The sequence below is a fragment of the Brucella sp. 22210 genome (assembly GCF_052045675.1).
Lineage (GTDB): Bacteria > Pseudomonadota > Alphaproteobacteria > Rhizobiales > Rhizobiaceae > Brucella.
Map to the genome: position 1 here is coordinate 148,681 of NZ_JBQEPD010000005.1, position 20,793 is coordinate 169,473.

Below are 20,793 nucleotides of genomic sequence, written 5' to 3' on the forward strand. Positions count from 1 at the left end.
TTCGCACTTTTGCTGGAAATGCTCGAGCCGAACCATAACGTCGCCGGTTGCGGGGCAAGAACCGGCCGTTCCCACCAGTCGTCCTCCGGCAACACCGATGCATCCTGCAATCTGGAATTCTGTCCGACCGCTTGCGCTCGTCGCGGGCATGATGCTGGCTTCGCTGCCCGCCTTTGCGGCAGCGGACCAACTGGCGCTTGTGGATCGCTCCGAATTCCTGACTTTACCGGCCTATCGCACCGCACCGGATGAGCATCCGGTGTCGTCGCCGATTCCGCTTCCCAATGCGTTGCCACACCGGGTGCCATCTGCAACACCGCAGAATCCGTCAACGATCATGCCTGCACCGGCCGCCAAGCCGATGCCGGAAGTGCTGCGCGATTTTGACAGGCTGCCGCAGCCTGTCCGGCAAATGCGCGAGAAAATGCTTGCTGCCGCACAATCCGGCGACATCGAGCAATTGCGCCCGCTATTGGGCGAAGCCGACAACAGCACGCAGCTTTCGCTCGAAGACCATGAAGAAGATGTCATCGAGTTTCTGAAATCGCTCGCCGGCGATGTGGAAGGTCGCGAAATTCTCGCCATCATCGCCGACCTGCTCGGTACGGGCTATGTGCATATGAATGCCGGAACAGATGACGAGGTCTATGTCTGGCCCTATTTCTACGCCATGCCGCTCGACAGGCTGACGCCATCGCAGACCGTTGAGCTGTTTCAGATCGTCACCGCCAGCGACTTTGAGGATATGAAAAAGGCGGGCGGTTATATTTTCTACAGCATCGGCATTGCACCCGATGGAAGCTGGCGCTTTTTCACCGCCGGAGAGTAATCACCCAACGGCCCCACGTGCATGGCTTGGCGGTTGATCATAGATGCGCTGCCAGGCACGGCGAAACTGCCGCGCCGAGGCGAAGCCTGATCTTTCGGCCACATTCTCGATATCGAGACCAGAATTGAGCAGCATCTCACGGGCCAGACCGACTTTCAGCCGGTTGACATAATCGGTCACGCTCATGCCTGCATGTTCATTGAACAAGCGCGAAAGATTGCGCGGACTTGCCCCGCTGGCATCGGCCAGCTTTTCGACGGGCCACGCTCCGGCGGGGTCTGCCGCAATGGCATCCTGCGCACGATGCACGACGGGGTTCATATGATTGCGCCCTTCCAGCCAGGGCGAAAGCTGCGGATCGCCACCGCTGCGTCTCAGATAAACGACCAGATAGCGCGCCACCGACAAGGCGACGCCGTGACCGATAATATCGGCCACGATTTGCAGCATCAGGTCGATCCCGGCGGTAATGCCCGCACTGGTCAGCCGTTCGCCATCTTCGACGAAAAGGCGATTTTGCAGCACTTTCGCGGTGGGAGCAGACTTCTCCAGTTCTGCGATGGCCAGATGATGCGTCGTGCACACATAGCCATCGAGCAGCCCTGCGCGCGCCGCCAGCAAGGCGCCGGAGCAGATCGTGACCAGCCGGACGCCGGGGCAGACGACGCGCTTCAGCCAGCTGATAATCGCCTGCTCGAAGACGGCGTCTTCCTCCCGGCTGGCAACCGGCCCGCCAAGCGGCATATCCGTGGAACCGGACACAATCACCAGCGATCCCTGCGGCACCGCGTCCGGCAATGGCTCAATACCCGTCACCGCCAGACCGATGGAACTGTGAACCGTGCCAAGCGGCCCGACATAATGCACCGCAAACTCGACCTTATCCTGATCGAGATTCGCCTTGCGCAACACTTCAAGCGGCCCCGCCACGTCCAGCAAAAGCAGACGTGGCGGAACGATGACATAGACGGGAATGATTTGCTTGCCGTCTGTCGGTTGGGTCATGCGGCCTTCCGTTCTGCTTGGCCAGCCAGAGCTTCTTCCACCGTAGCAATACGGGCGAAGCGATTGGCGAGCACGAGTTCGGTGCGCGCCCGAATCTCAGTGGCGCTCCATTTACGACCCGTCGCGTCGGTCATCGGGAAGGTCAGGGTCGCCTCGCCGACGAAATCAACCGCATAGCCGAGATCCGAAGCCTGACGTGTGGTGGTTTCGCAGCACTGTTCCGTGCGAATGCCGGAGACAATCACATGGCGAATACCGTTTGCCACCAGCCAGACATCGAGACCGGTGCCGACCAGCGCGCTGTGACGGCGCTTGCGAAATACGGCGTCTGGCGTGAAGGAAAGCGGTGCGAGCGTGCGGACATAGCCTGACGCTTCAGCGAAGTTGCCGCTATCCGCCGTATGGAAAATCTGCACAACCGGAATGCCCGCCTGATTTGCGCCATCAATCAGCTTTTGCTGGCGTTCGACATAGGCGGCCACATCTGCCTCGCGATAGTAAGGCTGGTGCCGGAATGATTCCTGCGCATCGACGACAAGCAGAACGGTATCTTGAGCGGACATTTTTGTTCTCCTACAGTGTGAATATAGGAGAGAATTTACGTCTTACAAACCTGATCGAAAGGTAGATGCCGGACAAAGATAGGACAGATCACGCCATTCACAGGAACAGCGTGACAACCCATTATCCGCGCGGCAGAGCTTCAATGAATTCGACCGGCTCACCCTGATGCGGGTTCACGATTTCAGCGTTCCACATCACCTTGATACCGCGAACGATCGTACCGACCGGCCAGCCGGTGACAGTCTTGCCGTGGTAGGGTGTCCAGCCAGCCTTCGAGCCAGCCTGTTCATGCGTGATGGTTTCGCGGCGCTTCATGTCCACAATGGTCAGATCGGCATCGTAGCCGACAGCGATGCGCCCCTTGCGCGACATGCCGAAAATACGGTTCGGGCCATGGCTCGACAGATCGACGAAGCGCTCCAGCGACAGTTTGCCTGCATTCACATGGTCGAGCATGATTGGCACCAGCGTCTGTACGCCAGTCATACCGGATGGCGACGCCGGATAAGCTTTCTGCTTTTCTTCCAGCGTATGCGGCGCATGATCGGAACCGAGCACATCAACGATACCCTGATCGATACCCTTCCAGACACCGTCGCGGTGGCGCTTGTCGCGCACTGGCGGGTTCATCTGGATAAGATTGCCCAGCGTCTTGTAGTCGTCGGCGGAAAGCGTCAGGTGATGCGGTGTCGCTTCGCAGGTCGCAACATCCTTGTGCGCCTGCAGAAAGTCGATTTCCTCAGCCGTAGAGATGTGCAGCACATGAATGCGTGCGCCGGTTTCATGTGCAATGCGCACCAGACGTTCCGTGCATTGCAGCGCGGCAACCTCGTCACGCCAGACCGGGTGGCTGGACGGGTCGCCCTGTACGCGCAAACCTTCACGCTGTTTGAGGCGGAATTCGTCTTCCGAATGGAAGGCTGCGCGGCGGCGTGTATTTTTCAGGATGGAGCGAACGCCATCATCGTCTTCAACCAGCAGATCACCGGTCGAGGAGCCCATGAACACCTTGATGCCTGCGGCGCCCGGAAGGCGCTCCAGTTCGCCAACGTCTTTGGCATTGTCACGCGTGCCGCCGACCCAGAAGGCGAAATCGCAATGCATCCGATGACGACCGCGACGAATCTTGTCTTCCAGCGTTTCGACAGTCGTCGTCAACGGCTTGGTGTTCGGCATTTCGAAGACTGACGTCACACCGCCTAGTACGGCGGCACGGGAACCTGTTTCCAGATCTTCCTTATGTTCAAGGCCCGGCTCGCGGAAATGAACCTGGCTGTCCACGACGCCCGGCAGGATGTGCAGGCCGGTGCAGTCAATCACTTCGCCTGCCGAAGCCTGCCCCAGAGAGCCGATAGCAGCGATGCGCCCGTTGCGGATACCGATATCGCGCTGCCCGGTACCGTCATGATTGACGATGGTTGCGCCTTTCAGAATCGTGTCGAACGTCTCGGCCATTATGGTCTCCTAGGATTGGGATGGGACTTGCGAGCCTTTCCAATGGGGATTACGTAACGAAGGCGCGAAACGCAAGGAAGAAGCGATGACAACGGCAGCCGAAACGGTAAATCTTTCCAACAGAGCACTGGTCCACATCACTGGCGAAGACGCGGAAAAGTTTTTGCAGGCCGTGATCACGACCAATCTCGACAAGCTCGGTCCTGATGAAGCCAAGCCGGGTGCGCTGCTGACACCACAGGGAAAAATCCTGTTCGATTTCCTCGTCTCGCGCATCGAAAACGGCCTGCGCTTCGACCTGCCCGCAAGCACTGCAGCTGATTTTTGCAAGCGCATCACGCTTTATCGCCTGCGCGCCAAAGCGGAAATTACACAATTGCCGGAATCACTTGTCAGCGTTTCCTGGCAAACTGATTCCGCTCCTTCACAAGATGATTCAACAAAGCGCGATTCCCGTTTTCCGGCTGAGTTGAACGTGCTTCGCACCTATGGTCAGTCCGGTGAAAATGCCGATGCATCGGCATGGACGAAGCTGCGTGCCGAATATGGCATCGCGGAAGGCGAAGCCGATTTTGCCTATAGCGATGTGTTTCCGCATGACGTCAATTTCGACCAGATCGGCGGCGTCACCTTTCCGAAGGGATGCTTCATCGGTCAGGAAGTCGTCTCCCGCATGCAGCATCGCGGCACGCCGCGACGCCGTGTTCTAGTCGCCAGAGCGGAAGGCAATCTGCCGCCGCTTGGCACGCCCATAACAGCGGACGGACGCGAAGTCGGCAATCTCGGCAGTTCTGCGAACGGCATCGGTATCGCGCTTGTGCGCATCGACCGCGTCAAGGATGCGATGGATGCAGGCACCCCTCTTCTCGCTGGCGAAACACCGCTTGAGCTGAGCCTACCGCCGCATGTCCGGTTTGGTTTCCCTGAAGCCGAATCAGGCAACGCCTGATGGCGGCTGCGGATAAATCATCCGGCAAAGCCCGGGCTTGGCAACGCATGTTGTCGGGTCGCAGGCTGGACTTGCTCGACCCCTCGCCACTCGATGTCGAGATTGAGGATATCGCGCATGGCCTCGCCCGCGTGGCGCGCTGGAACGGTCAGACCATTGGCGAGCATGCTTTCTCCGTTGCGCAGCACTCGCTGCTGGTAGAAGAGATTTTCCACCGCCTTCAGCCGGATGCAAGCGCCGAATGGCAAATTCTGACCCTGCTGCATGACGCGCCGGAATATGTGATCGGCGACATGATCTCGCCGTTCAAGGCTGTGATGGGCGGCAATTACAAGCTGATCGAAACACGGTTGCAAACCGCTATTCACCACCGCTTTTCCCTACCGGCAACATTGTCGGCAAAGCTCAAACCACTCGTAAAACGCGCTGACCAGATCGCAGCCTATTTTGAGGCCACGCGGCTGGCCGGTTTCAGCGAAGGCGAAGCCATCAAATATTTCGGTCGTCCACGCGATTTCGATCCCGCCGAACTGGACCTGACCCCGCGCCCGACGCAAAGCGTACAGAGTGATTTTCTGGCGCGCTTTGCTTTGCTGGAAGAAAAACGCAAGAGCGGTTCATGACGCTGATCGTCGTCAGTCCCCTCTCCCAGCTGGCTGCACAGCTTGAGTGCCACAGGCCGAGCCATGTGGTGACACTGACCAGCGGTGAAGTTCCGGCCTTGCCTGAAAGCTGCGCTGCACAGCGTCTGGTGCTGACATTCAACGACATCGTCGAACCCCGCGAAGGCATGGTCGCGCCCGATGCAGATCATGTGCGAGCTTTGCTCGACTTTGTGCATGGCTGGCAAAAGGACGCGCCGCTGCTCATCCATTGCTATGCGGGCATTTCCCGTTCAACCGCTGCCGCCTATATCGCGGCCATAGCGCTTGATCCGCAAAGCGACGAAACAGCGATGGCATTCGAGTTGCGCAAACAGTCGCCTTCCGCAACGCCGAATATTCGCCTGATCGAGATTGCAGATAAAATTCTGGGCCATAATGGCCGGATGACTGCTGCGATCAAATTGATCGGGCGCGGTGCGGAAGCGTTCGAAGGCGAGGTTTTTAGCCTGCCTGCCCGCGTTTGAGCGCGTTCAAAAAACCCCCGCGAGAATCGGGTGGTGTCTGCGCACGCGGTTCCCAGACATGGCGCTGGAAGAAATAGCCCGTCATCTTGAATGCATGGTCGATGTCTTCATAAGACGAAGCACGCACCGCCGTGTCGTTGACGAAAGCAGGCAAGGCCAGAAGCTTGTCGGCCCATGGCGCGCCTGCCTCGCGGCAGACCGCCCGCCCGGATTTCGGCGAGACATAGATCAGCTCTTCACTACGGCCTGTCGCGGCACATTCCTTGAGATCGAGACCGAAGCCCAGCTCTTCCAGCATCATGACTTCGAACCGCAGCAGCAATTCACCGGATGCGAGCGGATCGTCAAAATGTTCGATGATAAGCCGCAGCGTTTCATAAAGGCCGCGATGCGCATCGCGTTCCGGCAACAGCCGCAAATGCGAGGCTGCAAGCTGGATGCCATAAAGCGCGACTGGCGTTTCAATGAGTCGCGCTGCGGCAAAGCCCAGCAGCTCGATGGTGAAGCTGCCCATATGCTCGTCCAGCCGCGCCCACCAGCCGATATCGACATGGTTGCCGGGCTGCAGCAGCGGCTGCATGCGGCGGGATCGCCCGCCGCGCACCATACCCAGATGTCGGCCATGTTCACGGGTCATCACTTCGACAATGGCGCTGGTTTCACCATGACGACGTGTGCCGAGAATTATGCCTTCATCATGCCATTCCATAGACGTCAGTTTTGACTGCTAGGTGGGAAAATCAAGTCCCATTTCGCGATAGCGCTCGGGATCATTGCCCCAGTTTTCGCGCACTTTCACGAACAGGAACAGGTGAACCGTCTGCTCGAGAATTTCCGAGATTTCCTTGCGCGCCGACTGGCCGATCGCTTTCACGGTCTCGCCCTTGTGGCCGAGAACGATCTTCTTCTGGCTTTCGCGCTCGACATAGATGACCTGTTCGATGCGAACCGAACCGTCCTTGCGTTCTTCCCAGCGTTCCGTTTCCACCGTCGATGCGTAAGGCAGCTCTTCATGCAGGCGCAGATAAAGCTTCTCGCGGGTGATTTCGGCTGCGAGCTGACGCATCGGCATGTCGGAAATCTGGTCTTCCGGATAATACCACGGGCCATTCGGCACGTTTTCAGCCAGATATTTCGCCAGATCCTTGCAGCCCGAACCGTTGAGCGCCGAGATCATGAATGTCTGGTCGAAAGTCACGAGTTCATTGGCCTTCTGGGCCAGCGTCAGCAGGACTGGCGGGTCAACCCGGTCGACCTTGTTAAGCACCAGCACCTTCTTCTGGCGCACATTCTTCATGCTTTCCAGCAGCGCTTCGGCGTTCTCATTGAGACCGCCCTGCGCATCCAGCAGCACCAGAATGATATCCGCATCCTTTGCGCCGCCCCAGGCCGTGGTGACCATGGCGCGGTCGAGCCTTCGCTTCGGGCGGAAGATACCGGGGGTGTCGACCAGAACGATCTGTGCCGGCCCCTCGATGAAAATGCCGCGCACGAGCGCGCGCGTCGTCTGCACCTTGTGCGTGACAATCGATACTTTTGTGCCCACGAGCTGGTTGACCAGTGTGGATTTCCCCGCATTTGGCGCGCCGATCAACGCAACGAAGCCCGAGCGGGTCTGCCCGGTTTCCGTTTCGCTTTCTGTCGGTGTCGTCCGATTATTCATTGTCCATCCTTCCAGACGATATTTTGATAGAGCGTGGTCCCCTTGGCACGCCCCCTTTGTGCAACAGCGTCGTCATCACAACGAAATTTGTCGCAATCGATCGATTATAACCGATCTCGATTGAAAAAACGTGAGTTCTTGCGTCATACAGTTTCGTCGCGCTTCCACACGCCTTCGCGGTAGAGCATGGCTTCTGCAGCGCTTTGTTCGGCGATGCGCTTTGAGCGTCCTTCACCATTTTCCGGCGCGAAACCCTGTACCTGAACTTCGACCACGAAGAGCGGGTCATGGTCCGGGCCGCTGCGACTCAAAACGGAATAGGACGGATGCACATTGCCCTGCTGATGCGCCCATTCCTGCAGCTCTGTCTTGGCATCGCGGCGTCCTGCGCCGGTTTCAAGCGACCTTTTCTTCCAGTAACGCTTGATGAAAGAGCGCGCTGCTTCAAGGCCACCGTCGAGATAGATGGTGGCGATCAGCGCTTCCACGACATCGGCCCGCACATTCATGAGGCGCTTGTCGTTCAGCGATTTGATATCGGAGCCGGTATGGATGAAATTGGCGAGACCGATTTCGTCGGCAATCGCCGCGCAGGTTTCGGCATTGACCAGCGCATTGAGACGCACCGACAATTCGCCTTCGGAAGCCTCGGGAAATGCTTCGAACAGCATTTCTGCGACAGCGAGACCAAGCACACGGTCGCCGAGAAACTCCAGCCGCTCATAATTCGCCCGCGAAGGGGCCTGCACACTTGAATGCGTGAGCGCACGTTCCAGCCGTTTCAAATTCAGAAAACGGTGTCCGGTGCGCTCCTCGAGAATTGATGCTGCCTGGCCTGCGGAAACCATCTCAGTTTCCGGTGACGGCGGTGTGCGGCGCGGCATTCACAGAGCTGAACAGACGGCTGAAGCGCACATCGGTCGGCCATTTCCAGATTTCGAGCGGGCTGGCTTTGTCCGCAATGGAGAAGAAAATGATGTTGGCGCGACCGACAAGATTTTCGAAAGGCACATAGCCAACGCCGAAACGGCTATCGAGCGAGTTGTCGCGATTATCGCCCATCATGAAGTAATGGCCGGCTGGCACTTCGAAGACGCGGGTATCGTCGCCGATAGAATTCGGTGCAAGATCGAGCGTGACATAGGTCACGCCTTCCGGCAGCGTCTCGCGGTATACCTCGACCGGACGGTTCACTTCGGTCACATCGGGATTGTCGATGGTGCCGACGCGGTCGCGCTTCACAGCCTGATCGTTGATGTAAAGCACACCACCACGCATCTGCACGCGGTCGCCCGGCAGGCCGATCACACGCTTGATGTAATCAATGGAAGTGTCGCTCGGCAGCTTGAAAACCACCACGTCGCCGCGCTTCGGTTCCGCGCTCCAGATACGGCCCGAAAACAGGTCGAGACCGAAGGGCAGCGAAAAGCGCGAATAGCCATAGGCATATTTCGACACGAACAGATAATCGCCTTCCAGCAAGGTCGGGCGCATCGAGCCCGAAGGAATGCTGAATGGCTGGAAAAGAATGGTGCGAATGACCAGCGCCAGCAGCAGCGCCTGCACGATAACGCTGATGGTTTCGCCTAGGCCGCCGGACTTCTTGGTTTCACTCTTGCTGGACACGCTCATTGTCTCTCCGCTTGCGATAACGCGATCTAATAACGGCTTAGATTGCGTGAGGCAATCCGCGCACTGCTTTCTCGCACGATTATGAGCAGGAGTTTACCTGTCACAACCCCAACAAGTTTCGTCGGAGCCGATCAATTTTACCTGAACCTGCTCAGGAACCTATTTCGGCCCGCTTGAATCTGGCAGCGCCTCGATGATCACGAAAGCCTGCGCGAGAGGAAAATCATCGGTAATTGTCAGATGTATGGCAGCGCGTGTTCCCGACGGCAGAAGTCTCTGCAACTGTTTGGCTGCACCATCTGTCAGATGCATGGTGGGCTTGCCGGAAGGCGCATTGACCACGCCCATATCGCGCCAGAACACGCCGCGCGCAATGCCTGTGCCAAGCGCCTTGGCACAGGCTTCCTTGGCGGCAAAACGCTTGGCATAAGACGCCGCACGCTGCTGGCGTCCGTCCGACTTCTTCTGTTCGATCTCGGTGAAGACCCGATTGCGGAAACGGTCGCCATGCCGCTCCAGCGCTTTTTCGATACGCCGGATATCGATGAGGTCGCTGCCTATGCCGACGATCATATTTGCTGAAGCCCCCGCTCGCCATGCAGCCTGTGCTTTTCAGCCAGTCGCTCCAGACGGCGACGGCGAAACACGGACACGGCATAGCGCGTCACGAAATAGACCAGCACCGCGCAAGCTGCGCCCAGAATGGTCGAACCGAACAGCATCGGCTTCAAAAGCGGCGTCCAGATCTCATCGAAATGCATTGTTTCGAGAGCACGACCAAGATGCACCGGAGGCGCCGAGTCCACACTGCCATTCATGACGAAGCGTCCGAGTTCGAACGTGCTTCCCCAAATGAAAGGCAAAGTGAGCGGGTTGGCCAGCGTCGTGCCGATTGCGGCCGCCGCAATATTGCCGGCCAGAAAATAGGCCAGCACAATCGCGATGATCAGATGAAAGCCGAAGAACGGCGTGAATGCCGAGAAAACGCCAACGGCCAACCCCGCCGCCACCGCATGCGGCGATGCAGTGATACGCAGAATCCTCTTGCCCCCGTATTTGAAGGAACGGGAAAAAGAACGGCGCGGCCAGACCATAAGTCTCAGGCGCTCCCGTCGGGTCAGTGGATGTCGGCGTTGGAATAACATGGGCCCTTAATACTGCTCTCCTCGAGCGGAAACAATTGCTATTATTAGATCATCCTACCGATCATGCATCGCGGTATTCTGTAGGCGCGAGGTCTGGTCTTGGCTGATAATGACGAGGCGATACGCCCAGCATGCGGCGAAACATTGTCGTAAAGGCTGAAACGCTGTCATAGCCGAGATCGAGCGCCACACTGGTCACGGCTTCCCCTTCCGAAAGCCGGGGAACGGCAGCGAAAAGACAGGCCTGCTGCCGCCATACCGAAAGGCTCACCCCCGTCTCGCGCTGGAAATGCCTCGTGAATGAGCGCCTGCTCATGGCGAGCTTGTCCGCCCAGTCATCAATGGTGACACGCGAGGACGGATTTTTCACAAAGTCGCGACACAACTTTTGCAGGCGCGGATCGTTCGGAATGGGCAGCCCGAGCGACCTTTGCGGCAGCGTATGCAAATCCCGCAGGATCAGCTCGATAACCAGCGCATCTCGGCTGCCCGCCTCCGGTATGCTGTCGACCGTCGTTGCATCGATGATGAGGCAGCGCATCAGATTTGTCAGCCCCACCACATGCAGATGGTCGGGCACGCCGGACACGGCATCTGTGCTGATATAGATCGAGCGCATATAGACATCGCCCACGATCTCGACCGAATGCTCGATGCCAGCCGGTATCCACATGGCGTGATCACCGGGGATCATCCAGCGCCCGGCATTCGTCGTGACCAGAACCACACCTTGCGAAGCACACAAGAGCTGCGCCCGCGAATGGCTATGGCGAGGTACGAAATAGCCATCCGGATATTTCGTCGGAAGCGCCACAACCGGTCCGGTCATGGTCTCCAGCATCGCCACACGGTCTTCGTGAAAGCGTTGCAGCTCCTCGCTTTCGGGTAAGAAAAGGCGTGATGGCGATGGCGGTTTCATCTCAAAATCAAACTCAATCGGCTCAGCTTGGCCCACTCAAACAAGTAATGGACCAAATCACGAAAGCGGGCGACACGCAATACGCTTATGAGGAGAGAACCGGAGAGTACGCTCGACGAAATCTCCGTTTCAAAACATCCACACGCTATCTTTTCTTTCCGATCAACGGGATGATTGGAGCAGCAGACCGGGCCTTCTTTGTATGCGTTTCAATCTGCTTAAATCAGATCGGCGCTCTGGACGCTTATTTTAACGCACATCCTATCCGAAAACCGTTTCACTTTTCGGGATGTGCTCAAGGAGTAGCATTATGAGCATGAGTGCTGCGCAGCAGCCGTCCAACAGCGGTGCGGACAATACGGTCCTCACCATCATATTGGCCACGAGCATGGGCCATTTCCTGAACGACATGATGCAGTCGCTCCTTCCGGCCATCTATCCGATGCTGAAGGAGAATTACAGCCTGTCGTTCTGGCAGATCGGTCTTCTTACCTTCACCTTCCAGATGACAGCATCTATCTTGCAGCCGCTCGTCGGCACTTATACCGACCGCAAGCCGATGCCATATTCGCTGTCCTTCGGCATGGGCTGCACCCTTGTCGGCCTCGTGCTGCTGGCCACGGCGCATCATTATTCGGTGCTGCTGATGGGCGCTGCCTGCGTCGGCTTCGGTTCGTCCGTCTTTCACCCGGAAGCGTCACGTGTTGCGCGACTGGCATCAGGCGGCAAGCACGGCTTCGCACAATCGCTGTTTCAGGTCGGCGGCAATTTCGGTTCGTCTGTCGGACCGCTGCTTGCAGCTTTTGTCGTGCTGCCTTTCGGCCAGATCAGCGTTTCGTGGTTCTCGGTTGCCGCTTTGGCAGGCATGCTGCTGCTCTGGTATGTCGGCAACTGGTACAATCGCTACCGGCTGGCCAATGCCCGCAGGGCGCAGCCTGACAAGACGCTGCCGCTGCCCCGCAACCGGGTAATCGCCACCGTGGCTGTGCTCGCGCTGCTGATCTTCACCAAGTACATCTACATGGCTAGCCTGACGAGCTACTACACCTTCTACACAATCCATCATTTTGGTGTGTCGGTGCAGACCTCGCAGATCCTGCTGTTCCTTTTCCTCGGTGCTGTCGCGGCGGGAACGATCTTCGGCGGCCCGATCGGTGATCGCATCGGAACGCGCAAAGTGATCTGGGTATCCATCCTCGGCGTACTGCCATTCACTCTGGCTTTGCCCTATGCAAATCTTGAGATGACAGCTGTTTTGACGGTGATCATCGGCTTCATCCTGGCCTCGGCCTTCCCAGCCATCGTGGTCTTTGCACAGGAATTGCTTCCGGGACGCGTGGGCATGGTGTCCGGCCTGTTCTTCGGCTTCGCCTTTGGCATGGCTGGTATTGCAGCCGCGGTTCTCGGCATCGTCGCCGACCGCAAGGGCATCGAGTTCGTCTATACGATCTGCTCGTATCTGCCATTGCTCGGCCTTTTGACGGTCTTCCTGCCAAAACTGGAAAAGAACCGCAAAGCAAAAGCCTGAATCTGAAAAGGTTCCCCCGAAAAGGGGGAGCGCCGCACGTCCCCCAACGGCGGCGCTCCCATGCCACTGACCTTCTTGACGGCCCGGTACAGCGGCATTTCTGAAACGGCTCTTCCGGAACCGCTCAATCAGGCTATTTGTTTTTGCGCATTATCCTAAGCAAAACCGCTACGCACTTTTGCTGGAAACGCTCTAGGCGCAGGATCAAACGGCGAAGCTGAAGCCCTGCACCGTTTCCCTGCGAAATTCATCAAAGGCAGCCGCCACGAGGCGGATCAGCGGCTTGCCGTCTTCGGTAGCGCGGATGACGCTCCCCTTCACATCGACCAGACCATCGGCCACCAGCGGGCGCAGCAGGGCGAGTTCATCGGAGAACTCCATACCCGGCGCCACTTCATCCAGATCAACCTGAAAATTGCACATCAGATCGGTAATGATTGCCGCACGCAGGCGGTCGCTTTCGCGCATCGTATAGCCGCGCATCGTGGCAAGTTCGCCCGCATCGACCTTCTTGCGATACTGCCCGATATCCGGAATGTTCTGCGCGTAACCACCCGGAAATTGCGAAATGGATGACGGTCCCAGACCAATCAGCGTCTGGCTTCTATCGGTCGTATAGCCCTGGAAATTGCGGTGCAGCAGGCCCTTACGGGCAGCAACGGCCAGCGCGTCCTGCGGCAAAGCGTAGTGATCGATACCCACCGGCTCGTAGCCGAGACCGGAGAAACATTCGGCGACAACACGCGACTGCGCAAAGCGTTCTTCCGCATCCGGCAGCAGGCTGGCATCGATCAGACGCTGATTGGCGCGTCGCTGCGGCAGATGTGCATAGCCATAGCAGGCAACACGGTCCGGGCGGAGCGAAGCCACCGTTGCGCAGGTGCGGCGCAAACTATCCACCGTCTGCATCGGCAGGCCGTAGATGAGATCAAAATTGATCTTCTCGATCCCTTCGCCACGCAGAAGCCACGTGGCGTTCGACACGGTCTCCATCATCTGTACCCGGCCAATGGCCTTCTGCACACGAACATCCACATCCTGAATGCCAAGGCTGGCCCGGTTGACACCCATGAATGCCAGCGTCCTGACCAAGTCCGGCGTGACCGTGCGTGGATCAAGCTCGATCGCATGTTCCATCGTCGGCGAGAACTCGAACACCGAACGCAAGGCGGTGATGATTTCAAGAAACTGGGAAGAACTCAGAATGGATGGCGTTCCGCCACCCCAGTGCAGATGGGTGACGCGCGGACGGCCGGTCAGCACATGACCCACTGTCTCGATTTCATTCAAAAGCGAATGATAGAAGCTCTCGACAACATCGTCGCGAATGGCGACCTTGGCATGACACCCGCAGTAATAGCAAAGCTGCTTGCAGTAAGGCACGTGGATATAAAGCGAAATGCCCTCGCCCGGACCGATCTGACGCAACCAGCGTTGTGTGGTCTCAGGCTCGAAGGGAACAAAATCGGCTGCCGTCGGAAAGGACGTGTAGCGAGGAACGGCCAGTGCTGCGTAAAGCTTTATCGTTTCTTCATGCATGGCGCATCCACCTCGCGCGGCGCGCGGACTGGCGAAGCTCTGCCAGAGCGAATGGAGAAGCTGATGCCGGAACCCGAATTGCAGCCTGCGGCACTGGACGGCATGAGGCGGCAAGGCTCCCCGCATGAATGACAGCCAATGTTGCAGTGACCAGACACAAGAGCACCCGTCTTTCTCCCCATTCACCGCGCGGCCGTCCCTTTGTAGCCGCATCAATCTTTACGGTAAGAATTACAGGGCAAAGCGGCACCCCGCATTGATTTGAATCAACGGGTGACGATGAACGAGCAGAGGATTGGGAGTTAGCTTAAAATGCGTCCAGATCCATGCCCGCAACAGCTGCGAGCGAACGGCGCGACATGATCTCGACCGTGTTGGCGTCGATGAGCTGGATCAGCCCCTGGCTCTTGAGCTTGGTGAAGCTGCGGCTCACCGTTTCAATGGTGAGACCGAGATAATCCGCAATATCGGTGCGGTTCATCGACAGATGCACCGGATTGGCGCGTTCTCCGCGCTTTTCAGCACGCGCCGAGAGAACCAGCAGGAAGCTTGCAAGCTTCTCCACTGGCGCGAGACGACCGAGAACAAGCTGGTTGTCGCGTGCTGTGCGCAATGCGGCGCGGGTCATCTGGTGCAGTCTTTCCTTGAGCTTTGGAAAGCGCTCCATCAGATTGTCCATTTCCTTCGTGGAAAAGGCGCAGAGCACCGAAGGCACGACCGCTTCCGCAGTCTGCGAATAGACGTCATCATCGGCGAGACCGAGATAATCTCCTGGGAACAGGAAGCCCGCGATCTGGCGGCGCCCGTCTGACAGAGAGGTATAGATGCGCAACATGCCGGAGGTCAGGCTGTAGACCCGAGCCTTAGGCTCCCCCTCCTCCACGAGCATCTCGTTCGCATCCAGCCTTCTGGACGTCATGATCGCTTCCAGCGCGCCGAGATCACCATCGTCGAGCGCAGCGCAAACCGCCATCCGACGCACATCGCAGTCGACACAAATGCCGCACGGCGCGCGAAACGGTGATTTCGGATCGAAAACTACAGACGTTACAGCCACGATGGATTTTCCTGTCGGCGAGAACTGAACGAATTCTCTCGTTAACGGCAGAGAGTACGTAAACCTAAGGTCATTCGTAAAGAGAAATTTCGCCGCAGAGCTGTAATAGCTCTGCAACGTCAACTTTTACATTATATCCCGCCAGAAAGTCTTATAAAATACGCTGTTACTAATACACTTTCTGGCAAAAAAACACACGATCAGATGTTGCGGCTGCCCGGTTTGATCGCTGGGATCGCGGCCAGTTCCGGCGGCAGATTGTCAGCCGGATAAGCAGGCACTTCATATTCCGCAAGCGCGATGAGCTTGGTGCCAACATCCGCCTTGCCGGCAGAGCGGTCAACGATGCAGGCCGCCGCCACAACTTCGATGCCGAGTTGCTTCATGCATTCGATGGTTTCGCGGATCGACAGGCCCGTCGTCACGATATCTTCCACGATCACGACGCGTGCGCCCTTGGGCACATCGAACCGGCGCAGGCGGAAGACGCCGTTTTCGCGTTCGACCCACACCGATGGGACGCCAAGGTGACGCGACGTTTCGTAAGACGGGATCAGACCGCCAATGGCTGGACCGACGACATAGTCGATGGGGCCGAGATTTGCCGCCTTGATCTTCTCAGCCAGCGCCTTGCAGAGCTTTTCCGTCTTGTCGGCATGCATGAACACGCGCGCCTTTTGCAGAAAAATGGGGCTGCGAAGGCCGGAAGTGAGAATGAAATGGCCTTCGAGGATCGCTCCCGCTTCGCGGAAGACGGCAAGCACGCCTTCGGTGTTCATCTTGGTCCTATCCGTTCACGCGCTTTGCGCCGCTGACGCTCGCGCTTTCTTTCAATTGGGAAATGATGCGGTTGAGGTGTTTCAGATCCCACACTTCAACGTCGATGATCATTTCGGTAAAGTCCGGTGCTGTGCGCACCATGGAGAGATTGTGAATATTGGCGTCATTGGCCGCAACAATCTGGGCAATCTCCGCCAGCGAGCCCGGCGAATTGATCGCAGAAACGCTCACACGGGCCGGAAAACGCTCATGCATCGTTTCATCGATATCCCAGCGCACGTCGATCCAGCGTTCCGGCTGATCGTCATAGGCGGTCAGCGCCGGTGACTGGATCGGGTAGATGGTGATACCGGCGCCCGGCTGGAGAATGCCCACGATGCGGTCGCCCGGAACAGCGCCTTCAGGCGCAAACCGCACCGGCAGATCGGAATTGGTGCCGCGGATCGGCAAAGCGCGCTTACCCGGCTTCGGTGCAGTTTCCTGATCCTTGTTTTTATCGCCTTCTGGATCTTCACTGCCTTCAGGCACCTTGAAGATCATGCCAGCGGCGTTCTGGATATTGAACCAGCCCTTCTCACCGGTCTTGGCGGGGCTGTTTTGCGAGGTGACGCGAGTATCCTGATAATCTGGATAAACGGCTTTCACGACATCGGTGGACGGTAGTTCGCCGCGCCCGACAGCGGCCAGCACATCCTCAACATCCTTGCGCGCCAGACGCGGCAGGCCCGGCTTCAAAATATCCTTGCTGAACGGCTTTCCGGCACGCTCGAAGGCGCGTTCCAGAATGCGCATACCAAGACCGGAATATTGCTTGCGAACAGCCGAACGCGTTGCGCGACGGATGGCGGCACGCGCCTTGCCGGTTGCGACCAGAGATTCCCAAGCTGCGGGCGGCACCTGCGCCTTGGAGCGGATGATATCCACTTCATCGCCGTTTTTCAGCTCGGTCATCAGCGGCATGATGCGGCCATTGACCTTTGCGCCGACACAGCTGTCGCCAATATCGGTGTGAACCGCATAGGCGAAATCGATCGGCGTCGCACCGCGCGGCAGTGCAATCAGGCGGCCTTTCGGCGTAAAACAGAAGACCTGATCCTGAAACAGCTCCAGCTTGGTGTGTTCCAGAAATTCTTCCGGATTGTCACCTTCGGAAAGCTGTTCGATAGTCTGGCGCAGCCAGGCATATGCATTGGTTTCGGTCGAAATGGCATGCGGATTGTTGCCGCTGCCGCGATCCTTGTAGATCGAATGCGCAGCCACACCGAATTCGGCAATTTCATCCATCGCACGGGTGCGGATCTGCAGCTCGATACGCTGACGCGACGGCCCGATGATGGTCGTGTGTACCGAGCGATAATCGTTCTGCTTCGGCGTCGAGATATAATCCTTGAAACGCCCCGGCACCATCGACCATGTCGTATGGATCAGCCCCAGCGCCCGGTAGCAGTCTTGCACCGTGTCAACCATGACGCGGAAGCCGAAAATATCGGACAACTGCTCAAAGGACAGGCCCTTGGTTTCCATTTTGCGGAACACCGACCAGGCCTTCTTCTGGCGGCTTTTAACGCTGGCCTTGATGCCGTTCTTTTCGAATATCTCGGACAGATCCTTTTCGATCTTCTGCAGAAGACCGCGGTTCTTTTCCAGAAGTTCGGCCAGACGGTCCGTGACCGCACGCCATGCATCGGGATTGATATAACGGAAAGCCAGCTCTTCCAGCTCTTCGCGCATGTCCTGCATACCCATGCGGCCAGCAAGCGGCGCATAGATATCCATGGTCTCTTCGGCAATGCGCAGACGCTTGTCCTCGCGCATCACGCCGAGCGTGCGCATATTGTGCAGACGGTCGGCAAGCTTCACCAGAAGCACGCGGACATCTTCGGAAATGGCCAGAAGCAACTTGCGCAGATTTTCCGCCTGCACCGCCTTCTTGGAAACCAGATCCAGCTTTTTGAGCTTGGTCAGACCTTCGACGAGCTTGCCGATTTCCGGCCCGAACAGCTGGTCGATCTCCTGACGGGTCGCAGTCGTGTCTTCGATGGTGTCGTGCAGAAGCGCGATGGCAATCGTCGCCTCATCGAGATGCATGTCGGTGAGGATAGCCGCGACCTCGAGAGGATGGGAGAAATAAGGGTCGCCGGAAGCACGTTTCTGGCTGCCATGTTTCTGCATGGCATAGACATATGCCTTGTTGAGAAGCGCCTCGTTTACATCCGGCTTGTATCGCTGCACACGCTCCACAAGCTCATACTGGCGCATCATCTACAACAACTCCTCAAACCAATGCCGGGCGATCGGCGGCCATATAGCGACACCTAAACACCCCAATCGAGCACAACTTCGCAAATTATCGAGTGTTTTGCGAGCTTTAGCACCGATTATCTGCCAACAGGATTAATTTCAGACAGAAATTGACTTCCTGCAAGCCGCCGCAGCGATCATTTTATGTTCACGCGCGTAAAAATACGCGCCGCAGCCCGATAAGCCGCAGCGCGTGTATAAATGGATAACCCGAACGAAACTTAGAAGTCGTCGTTCTTTTCCGGGGCAACCAGACCTTCGATACCGGCCAGAAGCTCTTCTTCCGACATGCGGTCGAAAGACACGACATCTTCCTCGGCAGCTTCGGCAATGCCTTCAACCAGCTCGTCGGATGACGAGGTGATCTGGGCCGGAGCAGCAGCTTCCGGCTCGTCCACTTCCACATGCTTCTGCAGCGAGTGGATCAGGTCTTCCTTCAGATCGTCCGGCGAAAGCGTTTCATCGGCGATTTCGCGCAATGCAACGACCGGGTTCTTATCATTGTCGCGGTCGACAGTGATCGAAGCGCCCTGGGAAATCTGGCGGGCACGATGACCGGCGAGCAGAACCAGCTCGAATCGGTTCTCGACTTTGTCTACGCAGTCCTCAACGGTGACGCGGGCCATACGCGGTCCCTTTCATTTTCGAACTTTAACGGATTTTTTCTGCACATAACGCCTGTTGGGCGAAATTACAAGCTAAAGCGGGATTATAGGCGTCAAATAGCCCTTATCCGCTCTTATGTCCTCGATTTTAAACGATATACCGGATATTATCTCATTGCGGTTCAGAATGGAACAATATTAACTAGACCAAAACTCGTTCACATATCTGAATTGCTACACAAGGTAAATTAGCTCACTAAAATAACAACCTATGGTTGCTTGTTTTTCTATAATATGTCCTTAGAAACGCTATAAACGCTATTGGTAGAAATATTTCGCCAGCCGACGTTTGTGAAACAAATCTGAATACGCGGTCGACGGTCCACACTCCCGTTAGGCTGTAGAGTGGATATATTGCACGATGTTCGATTCTCGTGAAAAAATTGCGCTTTTTATTGATGGCGCCAATTTATATGCAGCATCCAAGACCCTGGGCTTTGACATCGATTACCGCAAGCTTTTGAAGGCATTTCAGAAGCGCGGTTATCTGCTGCGCGCATATTACTATACTGCGCTTGTTGAAGATCAGGAATATTCGTCGATCCGTCCACTGATCGACTGGCTGGATTACAATGGCTACAAGGTAGTCACCAAAGCTGCCAAGGAATTCACCGATTCGACTGGCCGCCGCAAGGTGAAGGGCAACATGGACATCGAACTCACCGTCGACGCCATGCAACTGACCGACACGGTTGACCATTTCGTCATCTTCTCCGGCGACGGCGATTTCCGTTCGCTTGCAGAAGCCCTGCAGCGCAAGGGCCGCAAGGTGTCCGTGGTTTCCACGCTGACCACCCAGCCTGCGATGATTTCCGATGAATTGCGCCGTCAGGCCGATCATTTCATCGATCTCGTTTCTCTGAAGGCTGAAATCGGTCGTGACCCGTCTGAGCGCGCACCGCGCCGCCAGGACGACGATCTCGACGAAGGCTATTGATACCAGTCAGGGCTCGAAACCGAGCCCTGTTCGAACTGCAGATCATTGCGGTTCGTTTATAAGAATAACCACTCTCCAGCATGAATCAAAAGAGCGCCTCACGGCGCTCTTTTTCGTTGGAATAGGGTCAGCCCCGGTCGCGGAGCAGACGCGCCTTCTCCCGACCCCAGTCGCGTTTCTTTTCCGTCTCACGCTTGTCGTGGTTCTTCTTGCCGCGTGCCACGGCCAGTTCCAGCTTCGCGCGTCCGCGATCATTAAAGTATAGTTTCAGCGGAACGACAGTCATACCGTCGCGCGCGACCGAGTTGAACAGACGCGACGCTTCGCGGCGGTTGACCAGAAGCTTGCGCAAACGGCGCGGCTCGTGGTTGAAGCGATTGCCCTGCGTATATTCCGGAATATAGGAATTGATCAGCCAGAACTCACCATTCTCGAAGCTGGCATAGCTTTCGGCGATGTTCGACTGATTGGCGCGCAGAGACTTCACCTCGGTGCCAGTCAAAACCAGACCGGCCTCAAGCGTGTCCAAAATCTCGAAATTGAAGCGCGCCTTGCGGTTTTCCGCGATAATCTTGCGCGCAGGGGAATTCTTCGGCTTGTTCATAACTGCACTATATAATGCGTTGCATTTAAAATGAAAACGCTCCCGCGACGACGGGAGCGTAAAAATCACCAGCTTGCCATGTCTTCAACTGA

The 20,793-nt window shown here is 57.1% G+C and carries 22 protein-coding genes and 1 pseudogene; 7 read left to right on the forward strand and 16 right to left on the reverse strand.

The window, feature by feature from the left end:
* Positions 1–34: 34 nt before the first annotated feature.
* Positions 35–829, forward strand: a complete 795-nt coding sequence (locus ACTJKP_RS09280; protein WP_440630496.1) for a hypothetical protein — start codon at positions 35–37, stop codon at positions 827–829.
* On the opposite strand, the gene ACTJKP_RS09285 is transcribed toward ACTJKP_RS09280, so the two are convergent.
* From ACTJKP_RS09285 to ACTJKP_RS09295, 3 genes are all read right to left on the reverse strand, one after another.
* Entirely contained in the window at positions 830–1,834 is a 1,005-nt protein-coding gene (locus ACTJKP_RS09285) for a GlxA family transcriptional regulator (protein ID WP_440630420.1), read from the reverse strand. It lies immediately after the preceding gene.
* Positions 1,831–2,397 (reverse strand): isochorismatase family protein, encoded by a 567-nt coding sequence (locus tag ACTJKP_RS09290; protein ID WP_440630421.1) that lies wholly within the window; start codon positions 2,395–2,397, stop codon positions 1,831–1,833. The genes ACTJKP_RS09285 and ACTJKP_RS09290 overlap by 4 nt, the downstream gene beginning before the upstream one ends.
* 121 nt (positions 2,398–2,518) lie before the next feature.
* Positions 2,519–3,853, reverse strand: coding sequence for a dihydroorotase (locus tag ACTJKP_RS09295; protein WP_440630422.1), 1,335 nt, complete (start codon positions 3,851–3,853; stop codon positions 2,519–2,521).
* A gap of 19 nt (positions 3,854–3,872) precedes the next feature.
* Between ACTJKP_RS09295 and ygfZ the strand changes: the two are divergent.
* From ygfZ to ACTJKP_RS09310, 3 genes and pseudogenes are all read left to right on the forward strand, one after another.
* Positions 3,873–4,802 (forward strand): annotated as a pseudogene (gene ygfZ / locus ACTJKP_RS09300) (CAF17-like 4Fe-4S cluster assembly/insertion protein YgfZ); the annotation flags it as partial.
* The gene (locus tag ACTJKP_RS09305; protein WP_440630423.1) at positions 4,802–5,425 is read left to right on the forward strand and encodes a YfbR-like 5'-deoxynucleotidase; all 624 of its coding nucleotides are present in this window, start codon (positions 4,802–4,804) and stop codon (positions 5,423–5,425) included. The pseudogene ygfZ and the gene ACTJKP_RS09305, both read left to right, overlap by 1 nt.
* Positions 5,422–5,931, forward strand: a complete 510-nt coding sequence (locus tag ACTJKP_RS09310; protein ID WP_440630424.1) for a tyrosine phosphatase family protein — start codon at positions 5,422–5,424, stop codon at positions 5,929–5,931. Before ACTJKP_RS09305 ends, ACTJKP_RS09310 begins: the two co-directional genes overlap by 4 nt.
* Here the strand turns inward: ACTJKP_RS09310 and recO are convergent.
* The 7 genes from recO to ACTJKP_RS09345 all read right to left on the reverse strand — a co-directional run bounded on the left by recO (position 5,909) and on the right by ACTJKP_RS09345 (position 11,290).
* Positions 5,909–6,640: a DNA repair protein RecO gene (recO, locus tag ACTJKP_RS09315; RefSeq protein ID WP_440630425.1), complete on the reverse strand. Its 732-nt coding sequence runs from the start codon at positions 6,638–6,640 to the stop codon at positions 5,909–5,911. The two genes, ACTJKP_RS09310 and recO, sit on opposite strands and share 23 nt — an antisense overlap.
* 18 nt (positions 6,641–6,658) lie before the next feature.
* Positions 6,659–7,594, reverse strand: a complete 936-nt coding sequence (gene era / locus ACTJKP_RS09320; RefSeq protein WP_078340714.1) for a GTPase Era — start codon at positions 7,592–7,594, stop codon at positions 6,659–6,661.
* A gap of 143 nt (positions 7,595–7,737) precedes the next feature.
* Positions 7,738–8,442 carry a ribonuclease III gene (gene rnc, locus ACTJKP_RS09325; protein ID WP_078340713.1) on the reverse strand — a complete coding sequence of 235 codons (705 nt, stop codon included), beginning with the start codon at positions 8,440–8,442 and terminating at the stop codon, positions 7,738–7,740.
* Between the two features lies 1 nt (position 8,443).
* The gene (gene lepB, locus ACTJKP_RS09330; RefSeq protein WP_440630427.1) at positions 8,444–9,226 is read right to left on the reverse strand and encodes a signal peptidase I; all 783 of its coding nucleotides are present in this window, start codon (positions 9,224–9,226) and stop codon (positions 8,444–8,446) included.
* Positions 9,227–9,385: 159 nt separating this feature from the next.
* Complete coding sequence (gene acpS / locus ACTJKP_RS09335) at positions 9,386–9,799, reverse strand: holo-ACP synthase (RefSeq protein ID WP_440630428.1); 414 nt, start codon at positions 9,797–9,799, stop codon at positions 9,386–9,388.
* On the reverse strand, positions 9,796–10,371 hold the full coding sequence (bspA, locus tag ACTJKP_RS09340; protein WP_078340710.1) for a type IV secretion system effector BspA: 576 nt from the start codon (positions 10,369–10,371) through the stop codon (positions 9,796–9,798). The genes acpS and bspA overlap by 4 nt, the downstream gene beginning before the upstream one ends.
* Before the next feature lie 61 nt (positions 10,372–10,432).
* Positions 10,433–11,290 carry an AraC family transcriptional regulator gene (locus ACTJKP_RS09345; RefSeq protein WP_113533988.1) on the reverse strand — a complete coding sequence of 286 codons (858 nt, stop codon included), beginning with the start codon at positions 11,288–11,290 and terminating at the stop codon, positions 10,433–10,435.
* Between ACTJKP_RS09345 and ACTJKP_RS09350 the strand changes: the two genes are divergently transcribed.
* Together ACTJKP_RS09350 and ACTJKP_RS09355 are read left to right on the forward strand one after the other, a co-directional pair.
* On the forward strand, positions 11,272–11,604 hold the full coding sequence (locus tag ACTJKP_RS09350; RefSeq protein WP_440630429.1) for a hypothetical protein: 333 nt from the start codon (positions 11,272–11,274) through the stop codon (positions 11,602–11,604). The genes ACTJKP_RS09345 and ACTJKP_RS09350 overlap by 19 nt on opposite strands.
* Entirely contained in the window at positions 11,601–12,818 is a 1,218-nt protein-coding gene (locus tag ACTJKP_RS09355; protein WP_440630430.1) for an MFS transporter, read from the forward strand. Before ACTJKP_RS09350 ends, ACTJKP_RS09355 begins: the two co-directional genes overlap by 4 nt.
* 204 nt (positions 12,819–13,022) lie before the next feature.
* On the opposite strand, the gene hemN is transcribed toward ACTJKP_RS09355, so the two are convergent.
* The 5 genes from hemN to rpoZ all read right to left on the reverse strand — a co-directional run bounded on the left by hemN (position 13,023) and on the right by rpoZ (position 19,121).
* A complete protein-coding gene (gene hemN, locus ACTJKP_RS09360) occupies positions 13,023–14,357 on the reverse strand; it encodes an oxygen-independent coproporphyrinogen III oxidase (protein ID WP_440630431.1) in 1,335 nt (444 codons plus the stop codon).
* A gap of 307 nt (positions 14,358–14,664) precedes the next feature.
* On the reverse strand, positions 14,665–15,330 hold the full coding sequence (locus tag ACTJKP_RS09365; protein ID WP_440630497.1) for a cyclic nucleotide-binding domain-containing protein: 666 nt from the start codon (positions 15,328–15,330) through the stop codon (positions 14,665–14,667).
* 284 nt (positions 15,331–15,614) lie between these two features.
* On the reverse strand, positions 15,615–16,193 hold the full coding sequence (gene pyrE, locus ACTJKP_RS09370; protein WP_440630432.1) for an orotate phosphoribosyltransferase: 579 nt from the start codon (positions 16,191–16,193) through the stop codon (positions 15,615–15,617).
* A gap of 7 nt (positions 16,194–16,200) precedes the next feature.
* A complete protein-coding gene (locus ACTJKP_RS09375; RefSeq protein WP_440630433.1) occupies positions 16,201–18,456 on the reverse strand; it encodes a RelA/SpoT family protein in 2,256 nt (751 codons plus the stop codon).
* A 260-nt stretch (positions 18,457–18,716) separates the two neighbouring features.
* A complete protein-coding gene (gene rpoZ, locus ACTJKP_RS09380; RefSeq protein WP_078340702.1) occupies positions 18,717–19,121 on the reverse strand; it encodes a DNA-directed RNA polymerase subunit omega in 405 nt (134 codons plus the stop codon).
* Between the two features lie 400 nt (positions 19,122–19,521).
* Between rpoZ and ACTJKP_RS09385 the strand changes: the two genes are divergently transcribed.
* Positions 19,522–20,097 carry a LabA-like NYN domain-containing protein gene (locus ACTJKP_RS09385; RefSeq protein WP_113533992.1) on the forward strand — a complete coding sequence of 192 codons (576 nt, stop codon included), beginning with the start codon at positions 19,522–19,524 and terminating at the stop codon, positions 20,095–20,097.
* A gap of 127 nt (positions 20,098–20,224) precedes the next feature.
* On the opposite strand, the gene smpB is transcribed toward ACTJKP_RS09385, so the two are convergent.
* A complete protein-coding gene (smpB, locus tag ACTJKP_RS09390; protein WP_440630434.1) occupies positions 20,225–20,701 on the reverse strand; it encodes an SsrA-binding protein SmpB in 477 nt (158 codons plus the stop codon).
* Positions 20,702–20,793: the final 92 nt, after the last annotated feature.

Bases quoted from the DNA above. Each gene is read 5' to 3' on its own strand.
- ACTJKP_RS09285 (WP_440630420.1), bottom strand. From the start codon at position 1,834: ATGACCCAACCGACAGACGGCAAGCAAATCATTCCCGTCTATGTCATC.
- ACTJKP_RS09290 (WP_440630421.1), bottom strand. From the start codon at position 2,397: ATGTCCGCTCAAGATACCGTTCTGCTTGTCGTCGATGCGCAGGAATCA.
- ACTJKP_RS09295 (WP_440630422.1), bottom strand. From the start codon at position 3,853: ATGGCCGAGACGTTCGACACGATTCTGAAAGGCGCAACCATCGTCAAT.
- ACTJKP_RS09305 (WP_440630423.1), top strand. From the start codon at position 4,802: ATGGCGGCTGCGGATAAATCATCCGGCAAAGCCCGGGCTTGGCAACGC.
- ACTJKP_RS09310 (WP_440630424.1), top strand. From the start codon at position 5,422: ATGACGCTGATCGTCGTCAGTCCCCTCTCCCAGCTGGCTGCACAGCTT.
- recO (WP_440630425.1), bottom strand. From the start codon at position 6,640: ATGGAATGGCATGATGAAGGCATAATTCTCGGCACACGTCGTCATGGT.
- era (WP_078340714.1), bottom strand. From the start codon at position 7,594: ATGAATAATCGGACGACACCGACAGAAAGCGAAACGGAAACCGGGCAG.
- rnc (WP_078340713.1), bottom strand. From the start codon at position 8,442: ATGGTTTCCGCAGGCCAGGCAGCATCAATTCTCGAGGAGCGCACCGGA.
- lepB (WP_440630427.1), bottom strand. From the start codon at position 9,226: ATGAGCGTGTCCAGCAAGAGTGAAACCAAGAAGTCCGGCGGCCTAGGC.
- acpS (WP_440630428.1), bottom strand. From the start codon at position 9,799: ATGATCGTCGGCATAGGCAGCGACCTCATCGATATCCGGCGTATCGAA.
- bspA (WP_078340710.1), bottom strand. From the start codon at position 10,371: ATGTTATTCCAACGCCGACATCCACTGACCCGACGGGAGCGCCTGAGA.
- ACTJKP_RS09350 (WP_440630429.1), top strand. From the start codon at position 11,272: ATGGCGATGGCGGTTTCATCTCAAAATCAAACTCAATCGGCTCAGCTT.
- ACTJKP_RS09345 (WP_113533988.1), bottom strand. From the start codon at position 11,290: ATGAAACCGCCATCGCCATCACGCCTTTTCTTACCCGAAAGCGAGGAG.
- ACTJKP_RS09355 (WP_440630430.1), top strand. From the start codon at position 11,601: ATGAGCATGAGTGCTGCGCAGCAGCCGTCCAACAGCGGTGCGGACAAT.
- hemN (WP_440630431.1), bottom strand. From the start codon at position 14,357: ATGCATGAAGAAACGATAAAGCTTTACGCAGCACTGGCCGTTCCTCGC.
- ACTJKP_RS09365 (WP_440630497.1), bottom strand. From the start codon at position 15,330: ATGGCGGTTTGCGCTGCGCTCGACGATGGTGATCTCGGCGCGCTGGAA.
- pyrE (WP_440630432.1), bottom strand. From the start codon at position 16,193: ATGAACACCGAAGGCGTGCTTGCCGTCTTCCGCGAAGCGGGAGCGATC.
- ACTJKP_RS09375 (WP_440630433.1), bottom strand. From the start codon at position 18,456: ATGATGCGCCAGTATGAGCTTGTGGAGCGTGTGCAGCGATACAAGCCG.
- rpoZ (WP_078340702.1), bottom strand. From the start codon at position 19,121: ATGGCCCGCGTCACCGTTGAGGACTGCGTAGACAAAGTCGAGAACCGA.
- ACTJKP_RS09385 (WP_113533992.1), top strand. From the start codon at position 19,522: ATGTTCGATTCTCGTGAAAAAATTGCGCTTTTTATTGATGGCGCCAAT.
- smpB (WP_440630434.1), bottom strand. From the start codon at position 20,701: ATGAACAAGCCGAAGAATTCCCCTGCGCGCAAGATTATCGCGGAAAAC.